Below are 21,632 nucleotides of genomic sequence, written 5' to 3'. Positions count from 1 at the left end.
GGTCATGCTTGCCAAGTCGGGGCGGCGTTGTTAACCCGAGATACATCGCCTGAAGGAACGCCCATGGCCGACACCGCGCGCAACCCTGCCCCGTATACCGAGGCTGATCTGTCGCTGATCAAGCGGATCATTCCGCACCGCTATCCCTTCCTGCTGATCGACAAGGTGCGCGACATCGTGGCCTTCGAAAGCGCCGTGGGGCTCAAGAACGTCACCGCCAACGAGCCGCATTTCCAGGGCCATTTCCCGGCCCAGCCGATCATGCCCGGCGTCACCATCGTCGAGGCGATGGCGCAGACCTCGGCGGTGGTGGTGGGCATCAGCCTCGACGTGATCGACAAGCCGCTGCTGACCTATTTCATGGGCATCGACAACTGCAAGTTCCGCCGCATGGTGGTGCCGGGCGACGTGCTGGAACTGCACTGCACCGTCACCCGCGCGGGCGGCAAGATCTGGAAGTTCCGCGGCGTCGCCAAGGTCGAGGGACAGGTCTGCGCCGAGGCCGATTTCACCGCGATGATGGATCTGAAGGCCGATGGCTGAGCCGACGATCCACCCCACGGCCGTCGTCGAGCCGGGGGCGGAGATCGGCAGCGGGGTCGAGATCGGCCCGTTCTGCGTCGTCGGACCGCAGGTCCGGCTGGGCGAGGGCGCGGTGCTGAAATCGCATGTCGTGGTGACCGGCGAGACCGTGATCGGGGCCGATACGGTCATCTTTCCCTTCGCCTCGATCGGCGAGGTGCCGCAGGATCTGAAGTTCCGCGGCGAGCGCGCCCGTCTGGAGATCGGCGCCCGCAACCGGATCCGCGAATATGTCACGATGAATCCCGGCACCGAGGGCGGCGGCGGCGTCACGCGGATCGGCGATGACGGGCTGTTCATGGCGGGCAGCCATGTCGCCCATGACTGCCGGATCGGCAACAAGGTGATCCTCGTCAACAACGCCTCGGTCGCCGGCCATTGCGTGCTGGAGGACGACGTGATCGTGGGCGGCCTCTCGGGCGTGCATCAATGGGTGCGCATCGGCCGCGGCGCGATGATCGGCGCGGTGACGATGGTGACCGCCGACGTGATCCCCTACGGGCTGGTGCAGGGCCCGCGCGGGCATCTGGACGGGCTGAATCTGGTGGGCCTCAAGCGCCGCGGCGCCAGCCGCGCCGAGATCGCGGCGCTGCGCGGCCTCCTGGGGATGCTGGGGCAGGGATCGTTCCGCGATACCGCCCGCGCCCATGCCGCAGGCGAGGTGACCGCCATGGAGCGCGAGGTGCTGGACTTCATCCTCGGGCCGACCGACCGGTCGTTCCTCGCGCCGAAGCCCGCATGAGCCGCACCGCCGTCATCGCCGGGCAGGGGCTGCTGGCGCCCGCGGTCGTCGCCGCGCTGGACGATCCGCTGGTCTATGCGCTGGACGGCTTTGCCCCGTCGGTGCCGGCGACCCGTTTCCGGCTGGAACGGCTGGTGCCGTTCCTGGACAGCCTGCATGCCGAGGGCGTCGGGCGGGTGGTCTTTGCCGGCGCGGTGCGCCGGCCGCGGCTGGACCCCGAGGCCTTCGATCCGCGCACCGCGCAGCTGGTCCCGCGCATCCTGACGGCGATGCAGTCGGGCGACGACGCCGCGCTGCGCACGGTGCTGGACATCTTCGAGGAACATGACCTGGCGATCTGCGGGGTGGACGAGATCCTGCCCGATCTGGTCCCCGGCGAGGGCGTGCTGGCCGGCGCGCCCTCGGTCGCCGACCGGCGCGACGCGGCCCGCGCGGCGCGGATCCTTGCCGGCACCGGCCCGCTGGACATCGGGCAGGGCGTGGTCGTCGCGCAGGGGTTGTGCCTTGCGCTGGAGACCCTGCCCGGCACCGCCGCGATGCTGGATTTCGTGGCGCGCCATGACGGGCTGCGTCCCGATCCGCAGGGCGGGCGCGGGCTGTTCTACAAGGCGCCGAAGCCCGGTCAGGATCGGCGGGTCGATCTGCCGGCGCTAGGCCCCGACACCGTCGATCAGGCCGCCGCCGCGGGGCTGGCGGGCATCGCCTGGCAGGCGGGCGGGGTGATCCTGCTGGACCGTGCCGAGGCGGTGCGCCGCGCCGAGGCCGCGGGGCTGTTCCTGTGGGCGCGGGCCGAGGCCGGCACCTGACCGGCATCGAAGCGGTGGCCAGCCGCGCGCGGCTGGCCTATGCATGGCGTAACCGAGCAACCGGAAGGCGATGATGAAGTTCTTCCTGATCGCGGGCGAGGTGTCGGGCGACCAGCTGGGCGGCGCGCTGATGGCGGGGCTGCGCCAGCTTGACCCGGCGGCGCGGTTCGAAGGCATCGGCGGGCCGCGGATGCAGGCCCAGGGGATGGACAGCCTGTTCGACATGGACGAGCTGTCGCTGATGGGCATCTGGGAGGTGCTGCCGAATTACCGCCATCTCAAGCGGCGGATCGCGCAGACCGCGCGGGCCATAGCCGAGGCCGCGCCGGACGCGCTGATCACCATCGACGCGCCCGATTTCTGCCTCCGCGTCGCCCGGGCGGCGCGGGCGCTGAACCCCCGCCTGCGCACCATCCATTACGTTGCGCCCTCGGTCTGGGCCTGGCGGCCGGGCCGGGCGCTGAAGATGGCGCAGGTGATCGACCATGTTCTGGCGATCCTGCCCTTCGAGCCGCCGCTGATGCAGGCCGCCGGGATGAGCTGCGATTTCGTCGGCCATCCGGTCGCCACCGCCGAGGTCGGCGGCCCCGATGATGCGGGCCTGTTCCGCGCCGCGCATGGCATCGACGTGGCGGCGCCGGTGGTTCTGTGCCTGCCCGGATCGCGCAAGTCCGAGGTCGGCCGCCTTGCCGGTCGCTTTGACGAGGCGCTGATGCGGCTGCGCGACCGGGTGCCCGAGATGCGGGTGGTGCTGCCCACCGTGCCGGGCGTGGCCCACATGGTGCGCGACATGGCCCGGCGCTGGCCCTGCGCGCCGATCGTGGTCGAGGATCCGGCCGAGAAGGTCGCGGCCTTCGCGGCGGCCGATCTGGCGCTGGCCGCATCGGGCACGGTCAGCCTGGAACTGGCGGCGAACCGCATCCCGATGGTGATCGCCTACGACATGGCGCCGCTGAGCCGGATGGTGGTGGGGATGCTGCTGCGCACCGACACGGTGACGCTGGTCAACCTGGTCAGCGAGACCCGCGTGGTGCCCGAATTCCTGGGCAGCGCCTGCCAGCCGGGGCCGATGGCGCTGGCCCTGCAGGCGGTGCTTGAGGACATGCCGACCCGCAAGGCCCAGCTGGACGCGATGGATCTGACCATGGACCGGCTGGGCAAGGGCGGCGAGGCGCCGGGGCTGCGGGCGGCGCGCTCGGTCCTGGGGGCGCTTACAGCAGCGCCGTCACGATGATCTCGACCTTGTAGTCGGGCGTCGCCAGCTTCGATTCGCCGGTCGCGCGGGCCGGGGCGTGGCCCTGCGGCACCCAGGCGTCCCAGACCGCGTTCATCGCCGCGAAATCGGCCATGTCGGCCATCCAGATCTGGGCCGAGACGATCCGCGTCTTGTCGGTGCCGGCCTTCTTCAGCAGCGTGTCGATCTGCGCGAGGATGGCGCGGGTCTGGTCGGCGGCGGGCTTGCCCGGCTCGGCCACCTGCCCTGCCAGCCAGACCGTGCCATTGGCCACGACGGCCTGGCTCATGCGTTGTCCGCATTCGATGCGCTTGATGTCGGTCATCGTCTCATACTCCGTTCAGAAGACGCCAGAAGAAGATCGCGGTCATGCCAAAGCCGACCGCGGCGATCAGCAGGCGCAACGCCTGCCGGGGAATGCGGCGGGCGACCGGCGCGCCGGCATAGCCGCCGATGATGGTGCCCGCGGACATGATCGCGGCGGGACCCCAGACGATCTTGCCACCGATCGCGAACACCGCAAAGGCGATCACCGCCAGCGCAAAGCTGAGCCAGCTTTTCAGCCCGTTCATCTGGTGCAGCTCGGTCATGCCCCACATCGCGAAGACGGCCAGCATGATGATGCCCAGCCCGCCGTTGAAATAGCCGCCATAGATCGCCATCGGCAGCAGCGTGCCCAGCCCGAAGGGCGTCACCACCGACCGCCAGCGCGAGGCATAGGCGCGGATCGGCTCCGACCAGTAGAAGACGACGGTGGCGGCCAGCAGCAGGAAGGGCACCAGCACCGAGAAGATCTCGTTGGAACTGACCAGCAGCAGCGCGCAGCCCAGCGCGCCCCCCGCGGCCGTCCAGCCGGTCAGCTTCAGCATGGGCGCGCCGTCCATCGCGGCGATGTCGCGCCGGAATCCAAGGGTCGCGGCGAGGTAGCCGGGCAGGGCGGCGACGGTCGTGGTCGCATTGGCCGCGATCGGCGGCACGCCGGTGAAGACCAGTGCGGGAAAGGTGATGAAGGTTCCGCCCCCCGCGACCGCGTTCAGCATGCCTCCGACCAGCCCGGCGACGAACAGCAGGACGAAATCGAACATCTGGGCCTTCCGGGACGGGGCGGAGAGTGGAGCGGGTGAAGGGAATCGAACCCTCGTCGTAAGCTTGGGAAGCTTCTGCTCTGCCATTGAGCTACACCCGCGACGAGGTTCTGGTTACTGTTTCGGCGTGGCCCTCGCAAGGGCAATCCGTCGCAGCAGGCGGGATTTGCCCGGCGTGGCGGCGCTGCGGGGGCGCGCGAGAGGGATCGCGGCATGCTTGACCGCCGCCAACGGATGGCGGCACAGTCGCGCCATGCCGCATCCCGCCCCGGAGCCGTCCGTGACCGACGCCATCGACCTGTCCATCGCCGCCGAGGATCCGCTGGCCCCGGACCTCGACCTGATCTTCCGCCGCCATGCCGCCGAGATGCATGCCGACACGCCGCCGGAATCGATCCACATGCTGCCGCGCGCCGCGCTGGCCTCGGCGCAGATCGACTTCTTCGTGCTGCGCCGGCAGGGACGGGCGGTGGCCATCGGCGCGCTGAAACGCTGGGGCGGCCATCAGGGCGAAGTGAAGTCCATGCATGTGCTGGCCGAACATCGGGGCCAGGGCCTGTCGCGGCTGATGCTGCGCCACCTGATCGCCCATGCCCGCGACGCCGGGCTGAGCGATCTGTGGCTGGAGACCGGGTCGCAGACCGGCTTCGCGGCCGCCCGCGGGCTGTATCTGCGGGCCGGCTTCGCGGAATGTCCGCCCTTCGGCGACTACCGCCCCGATCCCAACAGCGTCTACATGACGCGTCGCCTGCAGGATGTCGCATGAGGCCGGCGGTGGCCGGCCTTGCGCTGCTGATGCTTCCCGGCGATGCCGCGGTTGCCCAGCAGCCCGCTGACGACCTGATCCCGGCCCTCTATCGCTGCGCCGATGGCGCGGCGGTGCCGGTCGTCTACATCACTCCCGCGTCGGGCGAAGGCTATGCGGTCGCGCTGGTCGCCGGCCGGCTGGTGGCGCTGCGGGCCGCGCCCTCGGCATCCGGCGCGCGCTACCTGTCGCGCGGCACCGGCGAGGTTCTCGAGCTGTGGAACAAGGGCGACCGGCTGACCGTGGCGACCGGCGGCGACGCACCGGACCGGGTGATCCACGCCGACTGCGTCGCCACGGCGCCGTGACCGGATCGCCCCGGCAGGCATGGTTCGGCATGAAAATTCAAATGAAACAATGTCATAGGCGTTACGCATCCGCTTGCGATCGGACCGGCGAACGGCTAAGAGAGGATCACGGCCCCGTAGCTCAACTGGATAGAGCACGGACCTTCTAAGTCTGGGGTTGGGGGTTCAAGTCCTCCCGGGGTCGCCATTAACCTCGATATTCTTGATACTTCCGCAGACGCTGCGCACCACGCTGTGTCTCGCGGCAAGGGAGACGGCGCGGCGCAGGCTGCTCGAATCTGTTCTGATGCCCATTTCAAGCATGGCCCTGATTGCGCGCTCGCTGACCTGACGCCTTGCGTCACGCCGGTCAGCAGCGCGCAGAGAAACGCGATCCCGGCGGCGTTCGCGAGGACGTCAGGCGCGATTTCGGACAGGTCACGCCGCTGCCCGACGCCGACACCGTCCCCGGATCGATTGCCGGGTGGTTCGCGGACTGCAGCGCATGCCACCCGCACTTGGCGCTGAGGATGGGCTTGCCCCGCGAGTTCATTCACACTCGAACCGCAACCGCCCGCGTGTCCGTTGCAACGGGGCAAGGCCAGGATGACCCGGATGTTCAGGCGGCAGGACCCGGGTTTGCCCACCTCCGGGATCGGACGCAATCACGTGTCGAACTCCGCGGTCGTCTACACGCTCAGGCGCCTGCTGGCGGATGCGATGTTGGACGCTGTGGTCTTGAAGGATCCTTCCGGAAGGCCCTGACGACGCCCAAGCAACGGCGGGACGCAGGGCTGTGGGCGATGACGGGTCATCCGATCTCCCGACGTCGGGCCTGCGTCCTCATCGGTGTCGATCCGAAGACCGTGCGGCGCGGGCGGCCGGCCGATCACCCGGAAGGCCGTGACGAGATGCACAAGGTCGCCCGGAAGCCGCGTCCCCTCGGGTATCGGCGCGTGGGCATCATGCCGGAGCGCAAGGGCAGGGTCACGACCGAGGGGACGCACTGCTTCAGCCGGCCTCCCGGTGTATCGGATCGACAGATCCCGGCTGCCTCGATCGCAGGATGGATCAGCCTGTCAGCCCCGAACCGCCCCGGACGATCGAGAATTCGGGCTGCTGCAGTCCGTGCGCGTCCGGATCGTCCAGAAGCAGACGCCACCCGGCCGTCCTCACCCGCCCATGTCTCTGATGGGTGACGGCACCTTCCGCCCGTCCCGCCGGACGCCCATGGCGGCCAGCACCGCGGCGTTCGTGGGTTTCCGACCCAGCCGGGCGTTGATCACCGTGCCGCGAAGCTGAAACCCGAAGCGTTCACGCAGGTCTCAGGTTCGTGCGCTTTCAAAGGCAGCCCAGGCGGCTTCAAATACCTCAAGACTGAATCCTGCTTCACGAGCTGGCTCCAGGACCAGCCTTTCGGTCGCCTGCAGCCTGGCCACCGCCGCGGCCACGAGCGGGACGACATCGGGCGGGATGACGACCGCGCCGTGACGGTCGGCATGAACCAGATCGCCCTGGTGGACGGTCAGCCCCATGACGCGGACCGGCTGAGCCAGACTGCGGACGTGCACATAGCCGTGGCTTGGTCCGATGCTGCCCGCAATGACCGGGAAATGGGCCGGCAGATCGTCCAGGTCGCGCACCACGCCGTTGGTCAGTGCGCCCGACAGGCCAAATCCCTTGTGCAAGGTGGTGTTGATCTCGCCCCAGAATGCACCGATGCAGTTTGGATAGTCCAGATCCTCGACCACCGCGACCGAGGGTCGGGGGGCAGTGGCCATGGCGCGGTAGTAGTCCATGCGCCGGGCGCGGATCACCTCGGGTGGCTCGACTGGCGGGGCAAGAGCGGCGATCTGTGCTGTCACGGCATAGCCCACGACACGGCGGCCGGGTTCCGTGCAGATCATCGTTCCGCGGGTAAAGCCGGCAAAGCCGCGGCGGCCCTGGGCGACCTCGATGGCGTTGCACACGGTGGGGGTATCGACCCGGCGCAGCAGGTCCAGCAGATCAGGGGTCATTCGTCCTCCAGCCAGCGGCGCAGGGCCGCCAGAGTTTCAACCGGGCGTTCCAGGGGCGGCAGATGGCCCGCCCCCGCGATGGCCACCAGCCGTGATTGCGGCATCAGCGCGTGCATCAGGTCGTGCCGGTCCATCGGGCACAGCCGATCATCCGTACCTGTGAGGACCAAGGCGGGACCGTCAAATTCAGCCAGGGCCGTCTGCCGGTCGGCGCGGCCGCGCAGTGCCATCGATTGCTGTTCGAACACGTCCGGCCCAAGCTCCAGGGCCATGTCCACGCAGAGATCCGCGATGGCGTCGCTGTACCGGGCCAGATAGTGAGGCACCAGTTCGTCGCGCATCACCCGCTCCAGCCCCTGCGCACGGACCCGGCCGATCTGGGGGACGCGCCGGGCCCGGATCTCGGGAAGTTCAGCGCGCGGGTTGGTGTCCAGCAGGGCCAACCGTTCGATGCGATGGGGCTGACGGGCGAGCATCTCCATGGCAACGATGCCGCCCATCGACAGGCCCGCCAGAGCAAAGCGGGGCGGGGCCGCGGCAAGGACAGCATCGGCGATCTGCGCCATGTTGTCAGCACCGACCGGCAGGGCATGATGGACAGGACAGGGTGCCAGAGCGCCGGGGATGGCGCCCCACATCCGCGCATCGCACATCATCCCAGGGAGCATGACGAGGGGCAGCATCGGCTGAGGCCGCCTACAGCAACCGTCCGGTCGCACCCGCCGGATCGGGGGTGTTCATGACCCGGTACAGCGATGCCTCGCCTGTCATCGACGGCGCCAGGGCATGTTCCAGCCCCGGCGGGATCGCCGCGGTGTCGCCCGGGTTCAGCGTGGTTGTGCCGCCCGACCAAGTCAGCCGCCAATGGCCGCGCATCGGCATCAGGATCTCGTGCCGGTCCAATGTGTAAGGCGTGTCGGGTATCGAGTTGCGCGACAGGAACTCGACGTCGAAGCCAGGACGGTCGCGCAGCTTGCCCTCGGCGCCGATGACCTTGGCGGGCTGGCGGTCCGACAGCGCCATCAGATCCCAGTAGCGGGCAACGCAGTTCGGGATGACATCGGCGGTCGTGGGTTCGGGAAAGGCTTTCAGCTGATCGTCGTCCAGCAGCGGCATGGGCTTTACGCCGTCAGGCAGGGACTCGCCCTTCTTGCTGTCATAAAGTCGGCCATTCTCGCCCAGAAGCAGGCCGTAGTCCTTGGCGTCGGTGATGACCTGCGGTGCCCAGACCACCCCGCCCCCGGCATCGTCGCCGCCCAGGATCGCCATGATCATGCCGTAATCGGTGCCGACGTTTTCAAAGGCGCGGAAGATGCCGGTCGGGATGTTGAAGATATCGCCTTCCTCCGCAATGAATTCGCCCGCCGTGCCCCAGCGGCCCCAGAAGAACCGCCAGCGACCCTTCAGGACAAAGAACACCTCGGCGGTGTGGTGTGAGTGCAGGCTGTTGCGGCAGTTCGGCGGCTGACCCGCCGCGCCGATGTTGAAGCCCGGCGTTTCGCGCAGGTGGACATACTGGTCGGGGGATTCACTGACGCCCCCACCGATGATGGTGAAATTTTCCTTGCGGTCGGAACCGGGCGTGTGCGCGTCGATGAAGGCGGTCTTGCAGGGTTGCAGGTCGCCATAGCGGACGATCCTCTGCTCCATCTGATCGGGGGTCATTTCAGAAAGTTCCTTTCAGGATTGCCGAAGCGGGGTCGTCAGACCGCCCCCGTCGCCAGCAGGATCTGTTTCCAGACGGCGGTCTCGTCATAAAGTGTCCATTCCCGGCGCAGGCTGACACCGCCGGGACCGAAGGGGCCGAATTCGGCATGGGTCATGCCCAGGACATAGACCTCGGCCCCCGTGGGAGCGCCGAACGCGCCCCAGCCGCTGTGACGGCCATGCAGGCTCCAGCGGATCGCGGCGCGTGGCGCCATCTTCGGGTCGTCGTTGCCGATCACGTGGTGGATGGCGAAGGCTGCGTCGGGGAAGGCCGCGCGCAGGCCCAGCCAGAAACGGTCAGCATCTTTCCAGCCGTGGCCGGTCACCCCGCCCGGATATTCGAGCTGTGCGGCGCGGTCGTATTCGCTGCCGATCACGGTGAAGTCGGCGTTCATGATGCGCGTCACGATGTCGGCCAGACGCCCGCCCCACTCGTTGTCGTTGCCCCGGCCCGTGTAGGGGCCCTGAATGTCGTTTGCGGGGGTCAGCGGACGAACGCATTTGTCCGGTCCGCCCTCGCGGCCGATCTGATCGCGGGCGAACTCCACCGGCTCCCAGCCCATCTGGCGCACGATGGCGCCCTGATCGCGGATCAGCCATTCGTCGTTGATCTGGTTGTTGATCGCATGGCAGTCGGCGATGATGCGATAAACCAGCTTGCGCCCGGTGGCCTTGCCATAGGCGCCGTCGCCGGTATGGGTCGCCGTGGACAGCAGCCGGTGCGACGACAGCATCCCCTCTTCGGGGGTGCCGCACCAGATCACGTCCTCGCCCAGCAGGGTGCGGTCGGGAAATTCCGACAGGGTCGCCATGGTCGCGCCGATGACACCCTGGTTGCCCCGGACGACCGAGGCAGGCGAGCGGACCAGGATGTCGGGGGCATAATAGGAGTGCAGCGTGGCGATGCCGCGATCTTCCCAGATCTCCTTGGTGATGCCGATGATGTAATCGGGAAAGTTGCGGAATTTCGGGTCGAAGCCTTTCATCAGTCCGTGTCCTCGTGGTGGGTCCTGTCGCGGACCGAGCCGCGCTTGATCAGCGTGCCTTCGATCCTGATCTTGTGGGGCCTGAGCCGGCCGGGGTCGGCATCGCCCTCGATCTGGCCCAGCAGCAGGTCGACCGTGGCGTCGACCATGCGCCGGACCGGCTGGCGGATGGTGGTCAGGTCATAGGCGGGCCACGATGCCAGCGGCACGTCGTCATAGCCCACCACGGACACGTCGCCCGGCACCGCCAGGCCAAGGTCGAAGCGCAGCGTGTCCATGACCGCAAAGGCCATGTGGTCATTGCCCACGAACACGGCGTCGGGCCGGTCCCCGCTGGCGAACAATGCGCGCGTGGCGGCGGCGGCGGTCTCGCGGGAAAACCTGCCGTCGATCATCGCGGCCGGGGTCAGGCCCGCGTCCGACAGGCCGTTGCGGAACCCCTGCGCGCGGTCGCGGCCCGTTGATGCGCCTTGCCAGCCCATCACATGTGCGATGCGGCGGTGGCCCGTGGCAACCAGGTGGAGGGCAGCCGTGTAGCCGCCCAGGATGTTGTCGCTGGTGACCTCGGACAGGCGCGGGTCCGACTGGCCCCGGTTGAACATCACCACGGGGATGCCGGCCGCATCGCAGCGTGCAGTCAGGTCATTGGTCATGGCCACGGAGGCAGTGATGATGCCGTCCACCTGGTAATCCAGAAGTTCCTGGACCACCTCGCTGACGCCCTCGGTGGAATTGCCGGCCATGAAGATCAGCACGTGATAGCCCCGTGCCTGCAAGGCGCGCGACAGCAGCTCCAGGGCGATGGGGTAGAACTGGTTTTCAAGATAGGCCACCACCAGCCCGATGATGCGGGTGCGCCCGGTGATCAGGCTGCGGGCCAGGATGTTGGGGCGATAGCCCAGTTGTTCGGCGGCAGCGCGGACCTTCGCGGCGGTGGCCTTGCTGGCCGACGCGCCGGGCGTGAAAACCCGGCTGACTGCCGATTGGCTGACGCCCGCAAGGCGCGCCACATCCTGCGCCGTCACGCGATCGGGCGCCTTGGCATCGGGGTTGGGCGGAACATCGGTCATCGCCCTATCCCGCCGTCCAGCCGCCATCGACCAGCAGCGCGGTGCCCGTGACCAGGCTTGACGCGTCCGAGGCGAGGAAGACCACCGGTCCCATGATGTCCTCGATCTCGCCCACGCGGCCCAGCTTGATCTTGCCCTCGATCCAGGCGCGGCGGACGGGGTCGCGCAGGGTCTGTTCGGCCAGCGGGGTGCGGATGAAGGTCGGGCACAGGGTGTTGACGCGAATGCCGTGCGGGCCCCATTCGATCGCCATGGACTTTGTCATGCCTTCCAACGCGTGCTTGGATGCGCAGTAGACCGCCCGGTCCGGCCCGCCGACATGGCCCATCTGAGAGGATATGTTGATCAGACTGCCGGGCCTTGCCGCCGCGATCAGGCCGCGCGCGACCTCGCGCGTCAGGAAATAGGCCGCGCGCAGGTTCAGCCCCATCGCGGCGTCGTAATCGGCCGGGGTCGTGTCAAGGGCCGGGCCATGACGGGCCAGCCCGGCGGAGTTCACCAAGATGTCGAACGGGCCCTGGGCGGCGACGAAGTCACGCCCCGCCTCCAGCTCCGCGATATCCAGAGCCAGCGCCCTGGCCTGTCCGCCCGCCGCCGCGATCGCGTCGGCTGCCCTCTGCAAATCAGCGAGGCCGCGCGCCACCATCGTGACCCGCGCCCCGGCCTGGGCAAGGGCCGCCGCGGCCGCGAACCCGATGCCCGACGAGGCCCCCGTCACAAGCGCGTGGCGGCCGTCGAGGCGAAAGGACGGAGTGCGCGGAATGTTCATGCCGGGACCCGTCCCGTTTCGTGGTGAAAGCCAAACCGCGCCTTGTTGAATTCGCGCATCCGCGCAAGCACATCGACTCCGATTTGGTCATAAAGATCCAGCAGATCGATCATCACCCAGTTTTCGCGGATGAGGCCGCCGTCAAGCCGCCAGAAATCAAGGCTGCGCAGAGTGACCTGCCGGTTGGGAGGAGCAATGCCCAGCCAGCCACCATGGGCCAGTGTCTGCATCATGTTGGGCCATCCGGTGACGGCAACGTAATCATTATCGCCAAACGAATGAGCGGTCACCTGATCCCCATATGCGCCCCGATCCGGCATGGCGTTCAGGAACGGGATCTGATGCCAGTCGCGAAACCCCTTGATGCCGCGGCCCGTGCCGATGCCGGACGGTCCGTACCAGTTCATGCGCGGATGCCAGAAACGATGCATTTCCATCACCTCGGGCCCACCTTGACCCGGATGTTTCTGAAGATGCGCAAGCATGTCTCGGACCTGCTCACAACTCGCCGCGCTTCGTGCCTCGTCCCGGGGGCCAGGGATTATGCCATCCTGGGTGGCGGGGCTGGGGACATGCCATTCCCGCCCCAGAGAAGGCGGCATCGGCCAGGCCCCGGCCTGCATCATCACCTCGGGAATGTCCCACAGGGCCTGTATTTCGGTGACACGGCCGTTCTCGAAACGGAAAAACTCGTGAAACCGCAGGTGAACCTGATGGCCCGTCGGCGGGATGTCCAGCCACGGCAAGACGAACAACCCGGTATAATATCCGCAGCAGCCCACCCAGTCCGCGCCCTCGGGCGTGGGGCCGGCCATGACGATGGTATCGCGCCGCTCGAGGTCGGGAATGGCCGTCAGCATCGGCGCATAGGCGCCGTCGTAGAACGCTGTCGAGCCGGTCATTTCGGCAAAGGGAAAGGGCAGGCGAACGATGGCGTCCGCCGCCAAGAGCGCATCCAGACCCGCGCGCACGTCGGATTCCGTGAAATCATGCATCGCGCGCCGGAGCGGTGCGATCAGGCTCTTGTGCGCGTCATGCCGGTCCATCAGTCCGCCGCCGTGCCATAGGCCACGTTCTGCCCGCCGTATCGGCGCACGCGGATGTTGCATTGTTCGGCGTGGCCCACGAAGCCCTCCAACATGCACAGGCGCGAGCCGTATGCACCGATCAGGGCCGCCGCCTCGTCGGATACGATCCGCTGATAGCTGTGGGTCTTGAGGAACTTGCCCACCCACAGCCCGCCCGTATAACGCCCTGCCTTTTTCGTCGGCAACGTATGGTTGGTGCCGATCACCTTGTCGCCGTTGGCCACGTTCGTGCGCGGACCCAGAAACAGCGCGCCATAGCTGTGCATCTTTTCCAGGAACCAGTCGTCTCGGTCGGTCATCACCTGCACATGCTCGGAGGCGATGAAGTTCGCCTGCTCGAGCATTTCCTCATAGGTGTCGCACACGATGACCTCGCCATAATCGCGCCAGCTTGCCGCAGCGGTCTCGCGGGTGGGCAGGATTTCCAGCAACCGCTCGATCTCGGCCAGGGCTTCCTCGGCCAACCGGCGGCTGTTGGTCAGCAGCACGGCGGGCGAATTGTAGCCGTGCTCTGCCTGTCCCAGCAGGTCGGTCGCGCACAGTTCCGCGTCGACGGTGTCGTCGGCGATGACCAGGGTTTCGGTCGGGCCGGCGAAGAGGTCGATGCCCACCCGGCCGTAAAGCTGGCGCTTGGCCTCGGCCACGAAGGCATTGCCGGGGCCGACGAGCATGTCCACGGGGGCGATGGTTTCCGTGCCGATCGCCATGGCGCCAACCGCCTGCATGCCGCCAAGGACATAGATCTCATGCGCGCCGCCCAAATGCATGGCGGCGACGATGGCCGGATGCGGCGTCCCATGAACGGGCGGGGCAGAGGCGACGATCCGCGGAACGCCCGCGACCGAGGCCGTCAGCACCGACATGTGCGCCGAGGCCACCATCGGGAACTTGCCGCCGGGGACATAGCAGCCCACCGACTGCACGGGGATGTTGCGATGGCCCAGGATCACGCCGGGCAGGGTTTCGATCTCGACGTCCTGCATGGAGGCGCGCTGCGCCTGGGCAAAGCGGCGGATCTGGTCTTGGGCAAAGCAGATATCGTCCATGTCGCGGGTGCTGACCTGCTGCATCGCGGCCAGGATTTCGGACTCGGACAGGCGGAAGGACGGCGGGTCGTATTTGTCGAACTTCACCGACAGGTCGCGCACCGCCGCGTCGCCACGGGTTTCGATGTCTTTCAGCACGGCTTCGACCGTGGCGCGGACGCGGGCGTCATCTTCTGCCCGCTGATCGTCGGGCTTGCCGCGCTTGAGATGGATGATGGTCATGATCTTCTCCGTAATTTCTGTGCCCGTATGTCAGGGCCTCGGCGGCGTCTTTTCGCCCCGGTCATAGATTTCCCAGCCATGTCCGCCAAAGCACTCCACGCCCAGTTGCGCCAACACATGGGGAAAATCCACCATGACCCAGTTGTCGACGATCTTGCCGTCCTGGACCTTCCAGAAATCCATGTAGCGGATTTCGACCCGCCTGCCGGTCGCCGGGATCCCCATGAAATCGCCCGCATGGGTGGCTTCCTGACGGCCGAACGCGGCGGCCCATTCGCCCATGTACAACCGCGCCTCGTCCACGCAGGTCTTGTCCTTGAAGGCGGCCTGGAAGGGTTTCTGCCAGTTCTCCTGGAACTCGCGCAGCCCCTTCTTGGTGCCGCAGCCCTGGTTGCCCAGCCAGCGGAAGTTCTCGGTGAAGAATTCGCCGATGTCGCCGATGCGGTGGTCGTTCAGGCCGTCCACCATGCCTTCGATCACGGCGCGGGTCTGGTCGGTCTTGGTCATGTCCGTGTCGCGGGTCAGCACGGCCTGTTGGGGGCGGGAGCCTTTCATGGCTTTGTCCTTGTGAATCGGGTGTCAGGGAGATGCGGCGCCGGCTGCGCGGCGAAGATCTGGTCGCGCGGCAGGCGGCAGTGCGCCGGATGGCGAATCAGACGCTGGGTCATCCCTTGACGGCCCCCTGGGTCAGCCCGCTGACGATCTGGCGCTGGAACACCATGACCAGAAGGAACAGAGGCGCGGTGATCGACACGGCGGCGGCCACTGCCTGTACCTGGTCGGTGGTCGTCGTCTCGCGGTTGAAGAAGCTGGCGATGGCCGGAACCATGGTCATGTTCGACTGATCCAGCAGCAGCGAGGTCACGAGGAAGTCGTTGTAGCCCAGCAGGAAGCTGAACAGACCCGTGGTGATGACGCCTGGCCACATCACCGGCATGATGACCCAGCGAAAGGCCTGGAAATGCGTGCAGCCATCGACACGCGCGGCCTCGTCCAGATCCGCGGGAATGTTCAGGAAGAACGATCTCAGCATCCAGATCGTGAACGGTTGGTTGATCGCCACCAGAACCGCGATCACCGCCAGCGGCTGGCCATAGAGGGTGGGCGCGTTGTCACCCAAGATCGGACGCAGGATCTCGGCGGAGTTGATGAAGACCGGCAGATAGCCCGTCACGAGGACCGAATGCGGCAGCGCGCGAAAGATCAGCGCCAGGATCAGCAGCCAGAAGGCGAGGGTGGACCCCGATCGCGACAGGGCATAGCCCGCCAGCGTCCCGCACATCAGCGAGATCGCCGTGACGCCCAGCGTCACCTGCACGGAATTCAGGACATTCTGCCAGAATTCCCGCCCGATCCAGACCGACCGGTAATGTTCGGCGGTGAAGCCGATCAGCGGATCCAGCCCCAGCGCGCCGTTCAGCGCCCCGAGCAGGGCGGGCAGCAGGTGGAAGCCGGCGATCCCGACCGACACGGCCAAGGCCAGAATGCCGATCAGCCACCCCAAGGCGGGCGCCCCGAACAGCGACAGGTGCGGCACCGCGCGCGGCAGCCACCGCATCGCCGCCCGGCCCGCCGCGAACAGGAACAGCCCGTATCCCAGCAGGTCCAGGATTGTCAGGCCCTTGCCCGCCTGCAACGTGCGCGGGCCGAAGATCACCTCCAGCGGGCTGTCGGCGAAGGCGTCCAGCGGCACCTTCACGCTCATCATGGTGATCCAGAAGATCGGAAAGGCCGCGACCAGCAACCACAGCGACAGCGCCGAGGCCGAGGTCAGGCGCAGCCAGGCCGGCTGGCGCAGGGCGCGGATCGTGGTGGACATCAGCGGGTTCCCCTGTGCTGGCGCCAGGTGTGGCGCAAAAGCGGGATCAGCAGGATCACGATGCCGATCATTGTCAGCATCGAGGACGCCGAGGCGCGGTTGATCGCCCGGTTCCCGGTGTTGTCGGGCATCAGCAGGTCATAGGTCAGGTATTGCAGCGAGATCACATAGGCCTCGGACCGGAAGCCGATCACCTCCTCGAACACGCGATAGGCGTCCATCAGATGGATCAGCGCCACAAAGACGATCAGCGGCATCAGATGCGGGATCACGATGTATCGCAGCCGTTGCAGGCGCGATGCCCCGTCGATCAGCGCGGCCTCGACCGCGTCCTGGTTCACGCCCTGAAGGCCTGCATAGAAGATGACAAAGGCGAAGGGCGCGACGTGCCAGACGCGATAGAACATCATCAGAAGCTCGATCGTCCAGGATCGTGCAAACATGAAGATGTCCTGGCCCGACCAGTGTTCCATCAGCCGCGTCAGGATGCCGTCGCTCACGAACAGCCAGCGGATCGCCAGGGCGCCGATGACCGGGGTGATGATGAAGGGCAGCAGCGTCACGAAGATCACCGGGCCGCGCACCGCGCGGGTGACGTTGTTGACTGCCAGTGCCAGCCCCAAGCCCACGACCAGGATCAGCGGCAGGGTGATCAGCGTGAAGGTGAGCGTGAAGCGCAGCGCCCGCCAGAAGTCGATGGACAGCAGCTCGTTGAGGTTCAGGTTGCCCAGTGCGGCCAAGGCCCGGCCCGGTTCCACCAGGGTGGCATAGTTCGCCAGGCCCACGAAACGGGTCTCGGTCACGATGGCGCCGTTTTCGTCCAGAACAGGCTGGCGGCGGGTTTCCTGGATGCAGTTCTGGCCGACGAAACTGGGGGTGCAGGTTTCGACCGTGAGGGATTCGACAACCGGCTGGGTCAGGCTGAAGCTTTGCACCAGCACCGACATCAGGGGAAAGGCGATGAAGACCAGCATCATCACCACCGACGGGGCGACGAACCAGGCGAATGTGCTTCTGCGCATGATGTCTTCCCCGTGTGCGCAGCCGGTTCCGGGGGGCGTCAGCGGCCCCCCGGTCGGCCGAGTCAGTTTACGATCCCGGCCTCGGCGGCGGCGGTGGCGTATTCGGCCTCGATGGCGGCCAGCGTGTCCTCGGCCGATTTTTCGCCTGTGAAGAAGGCCGCGGCCTGGCTTCCGATGGCGCCGTGCATCAGCCCCTGCGCCGTGGTCGAGGGATAGGACACCGGCGGCGGGGTGGTGCTGGCGGTGGCGATCGCCGCCTCGGCCATCGCGCCGGGCTGATAACCCTTGATCAGCCAGACTGCATCGTCGTTGTTGGCATTGACCATTTCGCTGTCCAGGCCCTCCATTGCGACGCGGAAGGCGGCGTCGGCTTCCTCGTCCGTGATGTTCCGTGCGATCACGATGCCGTCCCACCACAAGGTGGTAGCGGGGGCGCCGCCGTCGACGATGCTGGGCGTGGGGGCGCCCGCCATCAGGCCCACGACCTGGCTTTCAGCCTCATCGTCCATGGCGCTTCCCCGGCTGGCCCAGAAATTCGCCATGGCGATGCGGCCCTGCTGGAACTGCTGCTGGACCACGGTTGAATCGGCGCCCAGAAACTCGGGATCCATATAGGCCGACAGGGCCTTCATCATCTCCAGCGTCCGAACGCCGGTTTCCGTGTTGACGTTGGCTGATCCGTCGTCGTTCACCAGCGGCTCGCCCAAGCCCATGAACATGTTCACGAAATCCTGGGCGAGGTTCCAGCCCGCCTTGTAGGTGCCGCCCAGGGGATAGGCGACCTTGCCGCTGGCCTTGATCTGTTCGGCGGCGACCAGAACCTCGTCATAGGTCGTCGGAACGGCAATGCCCAGGTCGTCCAGGATGTCCTTGCGATACATCAGGTGCTGAGTGTTCACCATCATGGCAATGGCCATGGTCTGCCCGTTGATCTTGATCAACTGGCCCGGTTGCAGGTTCTGGCCGTACTTGGCGACCAGATCGTCCAGCGGCCGGATCGTGCCCGCGTTGACCAGCGGCACGATGGTTTCGTTGGCGACCCCGCCAATGTGATACAGCGACGGGCGCGCGGCAAACGCCTCGGGCTGCTTGGTCTTGAATTCCTGGTCAAGTTCGGCGCTGAAATTGCCGCATTCGGCCATGGCGTCCGTGACCGCCTTCCAGGCCTCGAACCCGGCAGACAGCGACTTGAGCGGCACCTCGTTCTGGAAGGCGCACGCGGCCATAGCGGTCGAACTCATAAGCGCAAAGGCCCCGGCAAGGGCAATCTTGCGGAATAGCATTGTGAAGCTCCCTGTTGTGATGCGGGTCTTTGCCCGTATTTCCGATATCAAGCGTAAAGCCGTTCCCCGGTCGTCGAATCGAAGAGATGGCAAATGCCGGGCGGGACGGCGATGTCCACGCGGTCGTCGATGGCAACTCGGAAATCCTTTGCGGCCTTGACGGCGACCAAGGCGCCGCCTGCGCGCACGGTTATCATCGTCGCGTCGCCGAGCAGTTCCATCGTGTATACCGGCGCCGCGATCTGGCCCACAGGAGCCACTGCCGCATCCTCGGCCCGAAAGCCAAGCGTCACCGGACCGTCAATCGCGTCCAGGCCAGGGATGCGAACGTTGTCAGCCTGAAACACGCCGTCGGTGATGGTGCCGTTCATCAGGTTCATGGCCGGGTTGCCGATAAAGCTGGCGACAAAGGTGTTGGCGGGGCGGTCATAGATTTCAGTCGGCGTGCCGACCTGCTGGATCAGGCCCCGCTTCATCACCACCACGCGGTCGGCCAGTGTCATTGCCTCGATCTGGTCATGGGTCACATAGATCGTCGTGACCTTCAGCTCATGCGACAGGTTCTTGATCTGTGCGCGGGTCGATACCCGCAGCTTGGCGTCCAGGTTCGACAGCGGCTCGTCCATGAGGAACACCGCAGGCTGACGGACGATGGCGCGTGCCAGCGCGACGCGCTGCCGCTGGCCGCCCGACAGTTCGGACGGGCGCCGGTCCAGGAATTCGGTCAGCTCCACCATCGTCGCCGCGCGGCGGACGCGGGCTTCGTGTTCGGCGGCCGGAACCTTGCGGATTTTCAGCGGGAAACGGATGTTCTCGTAAACGCTCATGTTCGGGTAGAGCGCATAGGACTGAAACACCATGGCGATATCGCGATCCTTGGGATCAAGGTCGTTGACCCGACGTCCCCCGATGATGATATCGCCTTCGGTTGCCTCCTCGAGGCCCGCGATCATGCGCATCGTGGTGGTCTTGCCGCAGCCCGACGGCCCAAGCAGAACCAAGAACTCACGATCGCGGATCGTCAGGTCAAAGCGGTCCACACCTGTGAATTTTCCCCACCGCTTGCTGACATCCCGAAGTTCGATTCCGGCCATGAAACCATCCTGTGACAAGGGTGCGCTGCGATTGCATGCGATTGCAATTAGCAATTGCAGCACCGCGTGATTCGTGCAAGCCTTTTTTGCATTCGAATGCAAGAAAGAATCGGCATGCTCGACAAACGTGAAAACGTGCAGAAATTCCTGGCGTCATGGCTCAGGGGCGGTCCTTTGGCGGGGGCTGTCGGCCTCGCGGTCGACTGCCTGTGGGAAGCGTCGGCCCCGTTGTCGCCGCTGGTTGGATCGGCCGAGATTGAAGCGGGGTTCCTTGTGCCGTTGCGCCGCGCCCTCACCGGGCTGCACCGCCGGGACGAGATCTTCATCGGCGCCATGAACCGCCGGCACGAGCGTGGCTTCTGGTGCGCCGCCGTGACCCACTACGTAGGAAACTTTACGGCGCCCCTGTGGGGGATCGCACCGTCCCATCACGTCGCCTTCCTGAGGGCGGGTGAGTTCTATCGCGTCCAAGACGGGCGTATCGTTCAGGCCCGGATCATCCTTGATCTGCCTGACCTAATGCGTCAGGCCGGGCGGCTTCCCTTTCCGTTTTCCTATGGGCTGGAAACATTGTTTCCCGGTCCGGCCACCCATGACGGGGTGTGTCCGCAGGCGGGCGATGGCGAAGGATCGCTGGACATCGTGGAGGCAATGCTGGGCGATCTGCACCGGTTCGACCCGCAGACCCTGGGATCGGCGGGACAGACCGGAAAGGACGGCTACTGGGCGGACGACATGCTATGGTACGGCCCGGCAGGCATTGGTTCGAACTTCCGCTGGGATGGCTTTGTCAAGGATCACCGGGCGCCGTTTCTGAGGGCGTTCCCCGATCGCAAGGGAGGCAACCACTACTGCCGGATTGGCGACGGGTCTTATGCCGCCGTCTCGGGATGGCCATCGATGACCATGACATTCCAGGGCGACTATCTAGGCGTCAAGGCGGACGGCCGGCCCCTTACGCTGCGCGTGATGGATTTCTATCGGTGCCAAGACGGCAAGATCGCGGAAAATTGGGTGTTTCTGGATTACGTCGATCTGTTCGCCCAAATGGGGGTCGATCTCTTGTCGGAGGAAAGTTGATTCACAGCGAACGGCCAAAGCGGATGCTGTCCCCTTGAGTTCTCTAATCGCGTTGGTCAAGGGCTGATCTCGCTGCGCTTCATCCTGCGTGAGGGGCTCTGAGATTCTCTCCGTGGTCTTCGCGCGGGAGCCGCATGGTGGCGTTCAGGCCTGGGTGGACCGAATTGGTCTGCGCGGTCGGTGCCGCATACCCGGGAGCGATCTCACCCTCGCCGTGCCTCCCGGCTGGACGCATTCCGTTACGCTGGCCGTCAGCGTCGTTCTGTTCGATTCTCCTATGCCACCACGGCCTCGCGGAAAGGCGTGTTGGTGCGCCACATGGAGTGCAGCGTCACCACCAGCTTCCGGGCCAGCGCCACCGTGGCCTTGCGCGGCCCGGTTCTCTCGGCAATCGCGTTGGCCCGATCCCGCAGGCGTGGGCCGCCCGGTTTCCGACAGAAGATGGCGTTCGCGGCCTCGAATGGACATTTCATGGCGACGCCGTCGCCTCGTTTGGACAGCCGCCCGTTCCGGCTGATCTCTCCGGACTTGTACCGCCTGGGCGTCACCCCGAGACAGGCCCCCGCGCTGGATCGGCGGAAGCAAGAGGCATCATCGAAGGCCGCGACAACCGCCATCGCGGTGATCGGTCCCACGCCCGGCGCGGGCATCAGCAGTCGGACCGTCGCATGCCGCTTGGCAACCGCCCTGACCCGCATGCCGACCAGCGCCTCCCGCGCCGTCAGCATCGCCCGGTTGACATACGCATCGTGGCTCTTGATCTGCACGATCTTGAACCAACCGGTGCGGACGAACTGCGCGGCGATCTGCTACCCGAGCGGATTCCGCTAGATGAGTTGGTGATCCCGCGCGACGGCGAACCGGCTGAGCCCGACATCACTCTGTCG

General features: G+C 66.6%; 23 protein-coding genes, 2 tRNA genes and 1 pseudogene. 9 read left to right on the top strand and 17 right to left on the bottom strand.

Annotated elements, in window-relative coordinates; translation table 11 throughout:
• The first annotated feature begins 63 nt into the window (after window positions 1-63).
• The 4 genes from fabZ (at window position 64) to lpxB (ending at window position 3,364) form a co-directional block, all read left to right on the top strand.
• The gene (fabZ, locus tag Q5Y72_RS17765) at window positions 64-543 is read left to right on the top strand and encodes a 3-hydroxyacyl-ACP dehydratase FabZ (RefSeq protein WP_305964762.1); all 480 of its coding nucleotides are present in this window, start codon (window positions 64-66) and stop codon (window positions 541-543) included.
• Window positions 536-1,324: an acyl-ACP--UDP-N-acetylglucosamine O-acyltransferase gene (gene lpxA, locus Q5Y72_RS17760; protein WP_305964761.1), complete on the top strand. Its 789-nt coding sequence runs from the start codon at window positions 536-538 to the stop codon at window positions 1,322-1,324. Before fabZ ends, lpxA begins: the two co-directional genes overlap by 8 nt.
• Window positions 1,321-2,130, top strand: coding sequence for an LpxI family protein (locus Q5Y72_RS17755; protein ID WP_305964760.1), 810 nt, complete (start codon window positions 1,321-1,323; stop codon window positions 2,128-2,130). The genes lpxA and Q5Y72_RS17755 overlap by 4 nt, the downstream gene beginning before the upstream one ends.
• Window positions 2,131-2,203: 73 nt before the next feature.
• The gene (lpxB, locus tag Q5Y72_RS17750; RefSeq protein ID WP_305964759.1) at window positions 2,204-3,364 is read left to right on the top strand and encodes a lipid-A-disaccharide synthase; all 1,161 of its coding nucleotides are present in this window, start codon (window positions 2,204-2,206) and stop codon (window positions 3,362-3,364) included.
• On the opposite strand, the gene Q5Y72_RS17745 is transcribed toward lpxB, so the two are convergent.
• The 3 genes from Q5Y72_RS17745 to Q5Y72_RS17735 form a co-directional block, all read right to left on the bottom strand.
• On the bottom strand, window positions 3,342-3,689 hold the full coding sequence (locus tag Q5Y72_RS17745; protein ID WP_305964758.1) for a RidA family protein: 348 nt from the start codon (window positions 3,687-3,689) through the stop codon (window positions 3,342-3,344). The two genes, lpxB and Q5Y72_RS17745, sit on opposite strands and share 23 nt — an antisense overlap.
• 4 nt (window positions 3,690-3,693) lie before the next feature.
• A complete protein-coding gene (locus Q5Y72_RS17740) occupies window positions 3,694-4,449 on the bottom strand; it encodes a sulfite exporter TauE/SafE family protein (protein WP_305964757.1) in 756 nt (251 codons plus the stop codon).
• Window positions 4,450-4,476: 27 nt separating this feature from the next.
• Window positions 4,477-4,550 (bottom strand) — tRNA-Gly (locus Q5Y72_RS17735).
• A gap of 152 nt (window positions 4,551-4,702) precedes the next feature.
• Here Q5Y72_RS17735 and Q5Y72_RS17730 point away from each other — a divergent pair.
• The 4 genes and pseudogenes from Q5Y72_RS17730 to Q5Y72_RS17715 all read left to right on the top strand — a co-directional run.
• On the top strand, window positions 4,703-5,215 hold the full coding sequence (locus tag Q5Y72_RS17730) for a GNAT family N-acetyltransferase (protein WP_305964756.1): 513 nt from the start codon (window positions 4,703-4,705) through the stop codon (window positions 5,213-5,215).
• Entirely contained in the window at window positions 5,212-5,562 is a 351-nt protein-coding gene (locus tag Q5Y72_RS17725; protein WP_305964755.1) for an MliC family protein, read from the top strand. The genes Q5Y72_RS17730 and Q5Y72_RS17725 overlap by 4 nt, the downstream gene beginning before the upstream one ends.
• Before the next feature lie 110 nt (window positions 5,563-5,672).
• Window positions 5,673-5,749: transfer RNA gene (locus tag Q5Y72_RS17720), tRNA-Arg, on the top strand.
• Between the two features lie 488 nt (window positions 5,750-6,237).
• A pseudogene (locus Q5Y72_RS17715) lies at window positions 6,238-6,539 on the top strand (IS3 family transposase); the annotation flags it as partial.
• 327 nt (window positions 6,540-6,866) lie between these two features.
• Here Q5Y72_RS17715 and Q5Y72_RS17705 read toward each other — a convergent pair.
• From Q5Y72_RS17705 to Q5Y72_RS17645, 13 genes are all read right to left on the bottom strand, one after another.
• Window positions 6,867-7,559, bottom strand: coding sequence for an RraA family protein (locus Q5Y72_RS17705; protein ID WP_305964754.1), 693 nt, complete (start codon window positions 7,557-7,559; stop codon window positions 6,867-6,869).
• Window positions 7,556-8,227, bottom strand: coding sequence for an alpha/beta fold hydrolase (locus Q5Y72_RS17700; RefSeq protein WP_371930862.1), 672 nt, complete (start codon window positions 8,225-8,227; stop codon window positions 7,556-7,558). The genes Q5Y72_RS17705 and Q5Y72_RS17700 overlap by 4 nt, the downstream gene beginning before the upstream one ends.
• 28 nt (window positions 8,228-8,255) lie before the next feature.
• Window positions 8,256-9,224 carry a cupin domain-containing protein gene (locus tag Q5Y72_RS17695; protein ID WP_305964752.1) on the bottom strand — a complete coding sequence of 323 codons (969 nt, stop codon included), beginning with the start codon at window positions 9,222-9,224 and terminating at the stop codon, window positions 8,256-8,258.
• Window positions 9,225-9,262: 38 nt separating this feature from the next.
• Entirely contained in the window at window positions 9,263-10,252 is a 990-nt protein-coding gene (locus tag Q5Y72_RS17690) for a nuclear transport factor 2 family protein (RefSeq protein ID WP_305964751.1), read from the bottom strand.
• Window positions 10,252-11,322, bottom strand: a complete 1,071-nt coding sequence (locus tag Q5Y72_RS17685) for a LacI family DNA-binding transcriptional regulator (protein WP_305964750.1) — start codon at window positions 11,320-11,322, stop codon at window positions 10,252-10,254. The genes Q5Y72_RS17690 and Q5Y72_RS17685 overlap by 1 nt, the downstream gene beginning before the upstream one ends.
• Window positions 11,323-11,326: 4 nt before the next feature.
• Window positions 11,327-12,091, bottom strand: a complete 765-nt coding sequence (locus Q5Y72_RS17680; RefSeq protein WP_305964749.1) for an SDR family NAD(P)-dependent oxidoreductase — start codon at window positions 12,089-12,091, stop codon at window positions 11,327-11,329.
• Window positions 12,088-13,140: an ester cyclase gene (locus Q5Y72_RS17675; protein WP_371930863.1), complete on the bottom strand. Its 1,053-nt coding sequence runs from the start codon at window positions 13,138-13,140 to the stop codon at window positions 12,088-12,090. The genes Q5Y72_RS17680 and Q5Y72_RS17675 overlap by 4 nt, the downstream gene beginning before the upstream one ends.
• Window positions 13,137-14,447, bottom strand: a complete 1,311-nt coding sequence (gene hisD, locus Q5Y72_RS17670) for a histidinol dehydrogenase (RefSeq protein ID WP_305964747.1) — start codon at window positions 14,445-14,447, stop codon at window positions 13,137-13,139. The genes Q5Y72_RS17675 and hisD overlap by 4 nt, the downstream gene beginning before the upstream one ends.
• Window positions 14,448-14,477: 30 nt before the next feature.
• A complete protein-coding gene (locus Q5Y72_RS17665) occupies window positions 14,478-15,002 on the bottom strand; it encodes an ester cyclase (protein WP_305964746.1) in 525 nt (174 codons plus the stop codon).
• 109 nt (window positions 15,003-15,111) lie between these two features.
• Window positions 15,112-16,266 (bottom strand): carbohydrate ABC transporter permease, encoded by a 1,155-nt coding sequence (locus Q5Y72_RS17660; protein WP_305964745.1) that lies wholly within the window; start codon window positions 16,264-16,266, stop codon window positions 15,112-15,114.
• The gene (locus Q5Y72_RS17655) at window positions 16,266-17,288 is read right to left on the bottom strand and encodes a carbohydrate ABC transporter permease (RefSeq protein WP_305964744.1); all 1,023 of its coding nucleotides are present in this window, start codon (window positions 17,286-17,288) and stop codon (window positions 16,266-16,268) included. The genes Q5Y72_RS17660 and Q5Y72_RS17655 overlap by 1 nt, the downstream gene beginning before the upstream one ends.
• Window positions 17,289-17,350: 62 nt before the next feature.
• Window positions 17,351-18,514 (bottom strand): ABC transporter substrate-binding protein, encoded by a 1,164-nt coding sequence (locus Q5Y72_RS17650; RefSeq protein ID WP_305964743.1) that lies wholly within the window; start codon window positions 18,512-18,514, stop codon window positions 17,351-17,353.
• Window positions 18,515-18,618: 104 nt separating this feature from the next.
• The gene (locus Q5Y72_RS17645) at window positions 18,619-19,665 is read right to left on the bottom strand and encodes an ABC transporter ATP-binding protein (RefSeq protein WP_305964742.1); all 1,047 of its coding nucleotides are present in this window, start codon (window positions 19,663-19,665) and stop codon (window positions 18,619-18,621) included.
• Window positions 19,666-19,779: 114 nt separating this feature from the next.
• On the opposite strand from Q5Y72_RS17645, the gene Q5Y72_RS17640 reads away from it, so the two are divergent.
• Window positions 19,780-20,745: a nuclear transport factor 2 family protein gene (locus Q5Y72_RS17640; protein ID WP_305964741.1), complete on the top strand. Its 966-nt coding sequence runs from the start codon at window positions 19,780-19,782 to the stop codon at window positions 20,743-20,745.
• Between the two features lie 275 nt (window positions 20,746-21,020).
• Here Q5Y72_RS17640 and Q5Y72_RS17635 read toward each other — a convergent pair whose 3' ends face one another.
• Window positions 21,021-21,512, bottom strand: a complete 492-nt coding sequence (locus tag Q5Y72_RS17635; protein WP_305964740.1) for a transposase — start codon at window positions 21,510-21,512, stop codon at window positions 21,021-21,023.
• Window positions 21,513-21,632 lie beyond the last annotated feature (120 nt).

Source organism: Paracoccus spongiarum (assembly GCF_030732095.1).
GTDB classification, from domain to species: domain Bacteria; phylum Pseudomonadota; class Alphaproteobacteria; order Rhodobacterales; family Rhodobacteraceae; genus Paracoccus; species Paracoccus spongiarum.
This window is presented reverse-complemented; position numbering and strand designations above follow the sequence as displayed.

Excerpts from the sequence above, each read along its gene's own strand:
- Q5Y72_RS17705 (WP_305964754.1), bottom strand. The coding sequence starts at position 7,559 with ATGACCCCTGATCTGCTGGACCTGCTGCGCCGGGTCGATACCCCCACC.
- Q5Y72_RS17680 (WP_305964749.1), bottom strand. The coding sequence starts at position 12,091 with ATGAACATTCCGCGCACTCCGTCCTTTCGCCTCGACGGCCGCCACGCG.
- Q5Y72_RS17755 (WP_305964760.1), top strand. The coding sequence starts at position 1,321 with ATGAGCCGCACCGCCGTCATCGCCGGGCAGGGGCTGCTGGCGCCCGCG.
- Q5Y72_RS17650 (WP_305964743.1), bottom strand. The coding sequence starts at position 18,514 with ATGGCCGCGTGCGCCTTCCAGAACGAGGTGCCGCTCAAGTCGCTGTCT.
- Q5Y72_RS17725 (WP_305964755.1), top strand. The coding sequence starts at position 5,212 with ATGAGGCCGGCGGTGGCCGGCCTTGCGCTGCTGATGCTTCCCGGCGAT.
- Q5Y72_RS17690 (WP_305964751.1), bottom strand. The coding sequence starts at position 10,252 with ATGAAAGGCTTCGACCCGAAATTCCGCAACTTTCCCGATTACATCATC.
- Q5Y72_RS17655 (WP_305964744.1), bottom strand. The coding sequence starts at position 17,288 with ATGCGCAGAAGCACATTCGCCTGGTTCGTCGCCCCGTCGGTGGTGATG.
- Q5Y72_RS17740 (WP_305964757.1), bottom strand. The coding sequence starts at position 4,449 with ATGTTCGATTTCGTCCTGCTGTTCGTCGCCGGGCTGGTCGGAGGCATG.
- Q5Y72_RS17645 (WP_305964742.1), bottom strand. The coding sequence starts at position 19,665 with ATGGCCGGAATCGAACTTCGGGATGTCAGCAAGCGGTGGGGAAAATTC.
- lpxA (WP_305964761.1), top strand. The coding sequence starts at position 536 with ATGGCTGAGCCGACGATCCACCCCACGGCCGTCGTCGAGCCGGGGGCG.
- Q5Y72_RS17700 (WP_371930862.1), bottom strand. The coding sequence starts at position 8,227 with ATGCTCCCTGGGATGATGTGCGATGCGCGGATGTGGGGCGCCATCCCC.
- Q5Y72_RS17695 (WP_305964752.1), bottom strand. The coding sequence starts at position 9,224 with ATGACCCCCGATCAGATGGAGCAGAGGATCGTCCGCTATGGCGACCTG.
- lpxB (WP_305964759.1), top strand. The coding sequence starts at position 2,204 with ATGAAGTTCTTCCTGATCGCGGGCGAGGTGTCGGGCGACCAGCTGGGC.
- Q5Y72_RS17660 (WP_305964745.1), bottom strand. The coding sequence starts at position 16,266 with ATGTCCACCACGATCCGCGCCCTGCGCCAGCCGGCCTGGCTGCGCCTG.
- Q5Y72_RS17745 (WP_305964758.1), bottom strand. The coding sequence starts at position 3,689 with ATGACCGACATCAAGCGCATCGAATGCGGACAACGCATGAGCCAGGCC.
- Q5Y72_RS17685 (WP_305964750.1), bottom strand. The coding sequence starts at position 11,322 with ATGACCGATGTTCCGCCCAACCCCGATGCCAAGGCGCCCGATCGCGTG.
- Q5Y72_RS17730 (WP_305964756.1), top strand. The coding sequence starts at position 4,703 with ATGCCGCATCCCGCCCCGGAGCCGTCCGTGACCGACGCCATCGACCTG.
- fabZ (WP_305964762.1), top strand. The coding sequence starts at position 64 with ATGGCCGACACCGCGCGCAACCCTGCCCCGTATACCGAGGCTGATCTG.
- Q5Y72_RS17665 (WP_305964746.1), bottom strand. The coding sequence starts at position 15,002 with ATGAAAGGCTCCCGCCCCCAACAGGCCGTGCTGACCCGCGACACGGAC.
- Q5Y72_RS17640 (WP_305964741.1), top strand. The coding sequence starts at position 19,780 with ATGCTCGACAAACGTGAAAACGTGCAGAAATTCCTGGCGTCATGGCTC.
- hisD (WP_305964747.1), bottom strand. The coding sequence starts at position 14,447 with ATGACCATCATCCATCTCAAGCGCGGCAAGCCCGACGATCAGCGGGCA.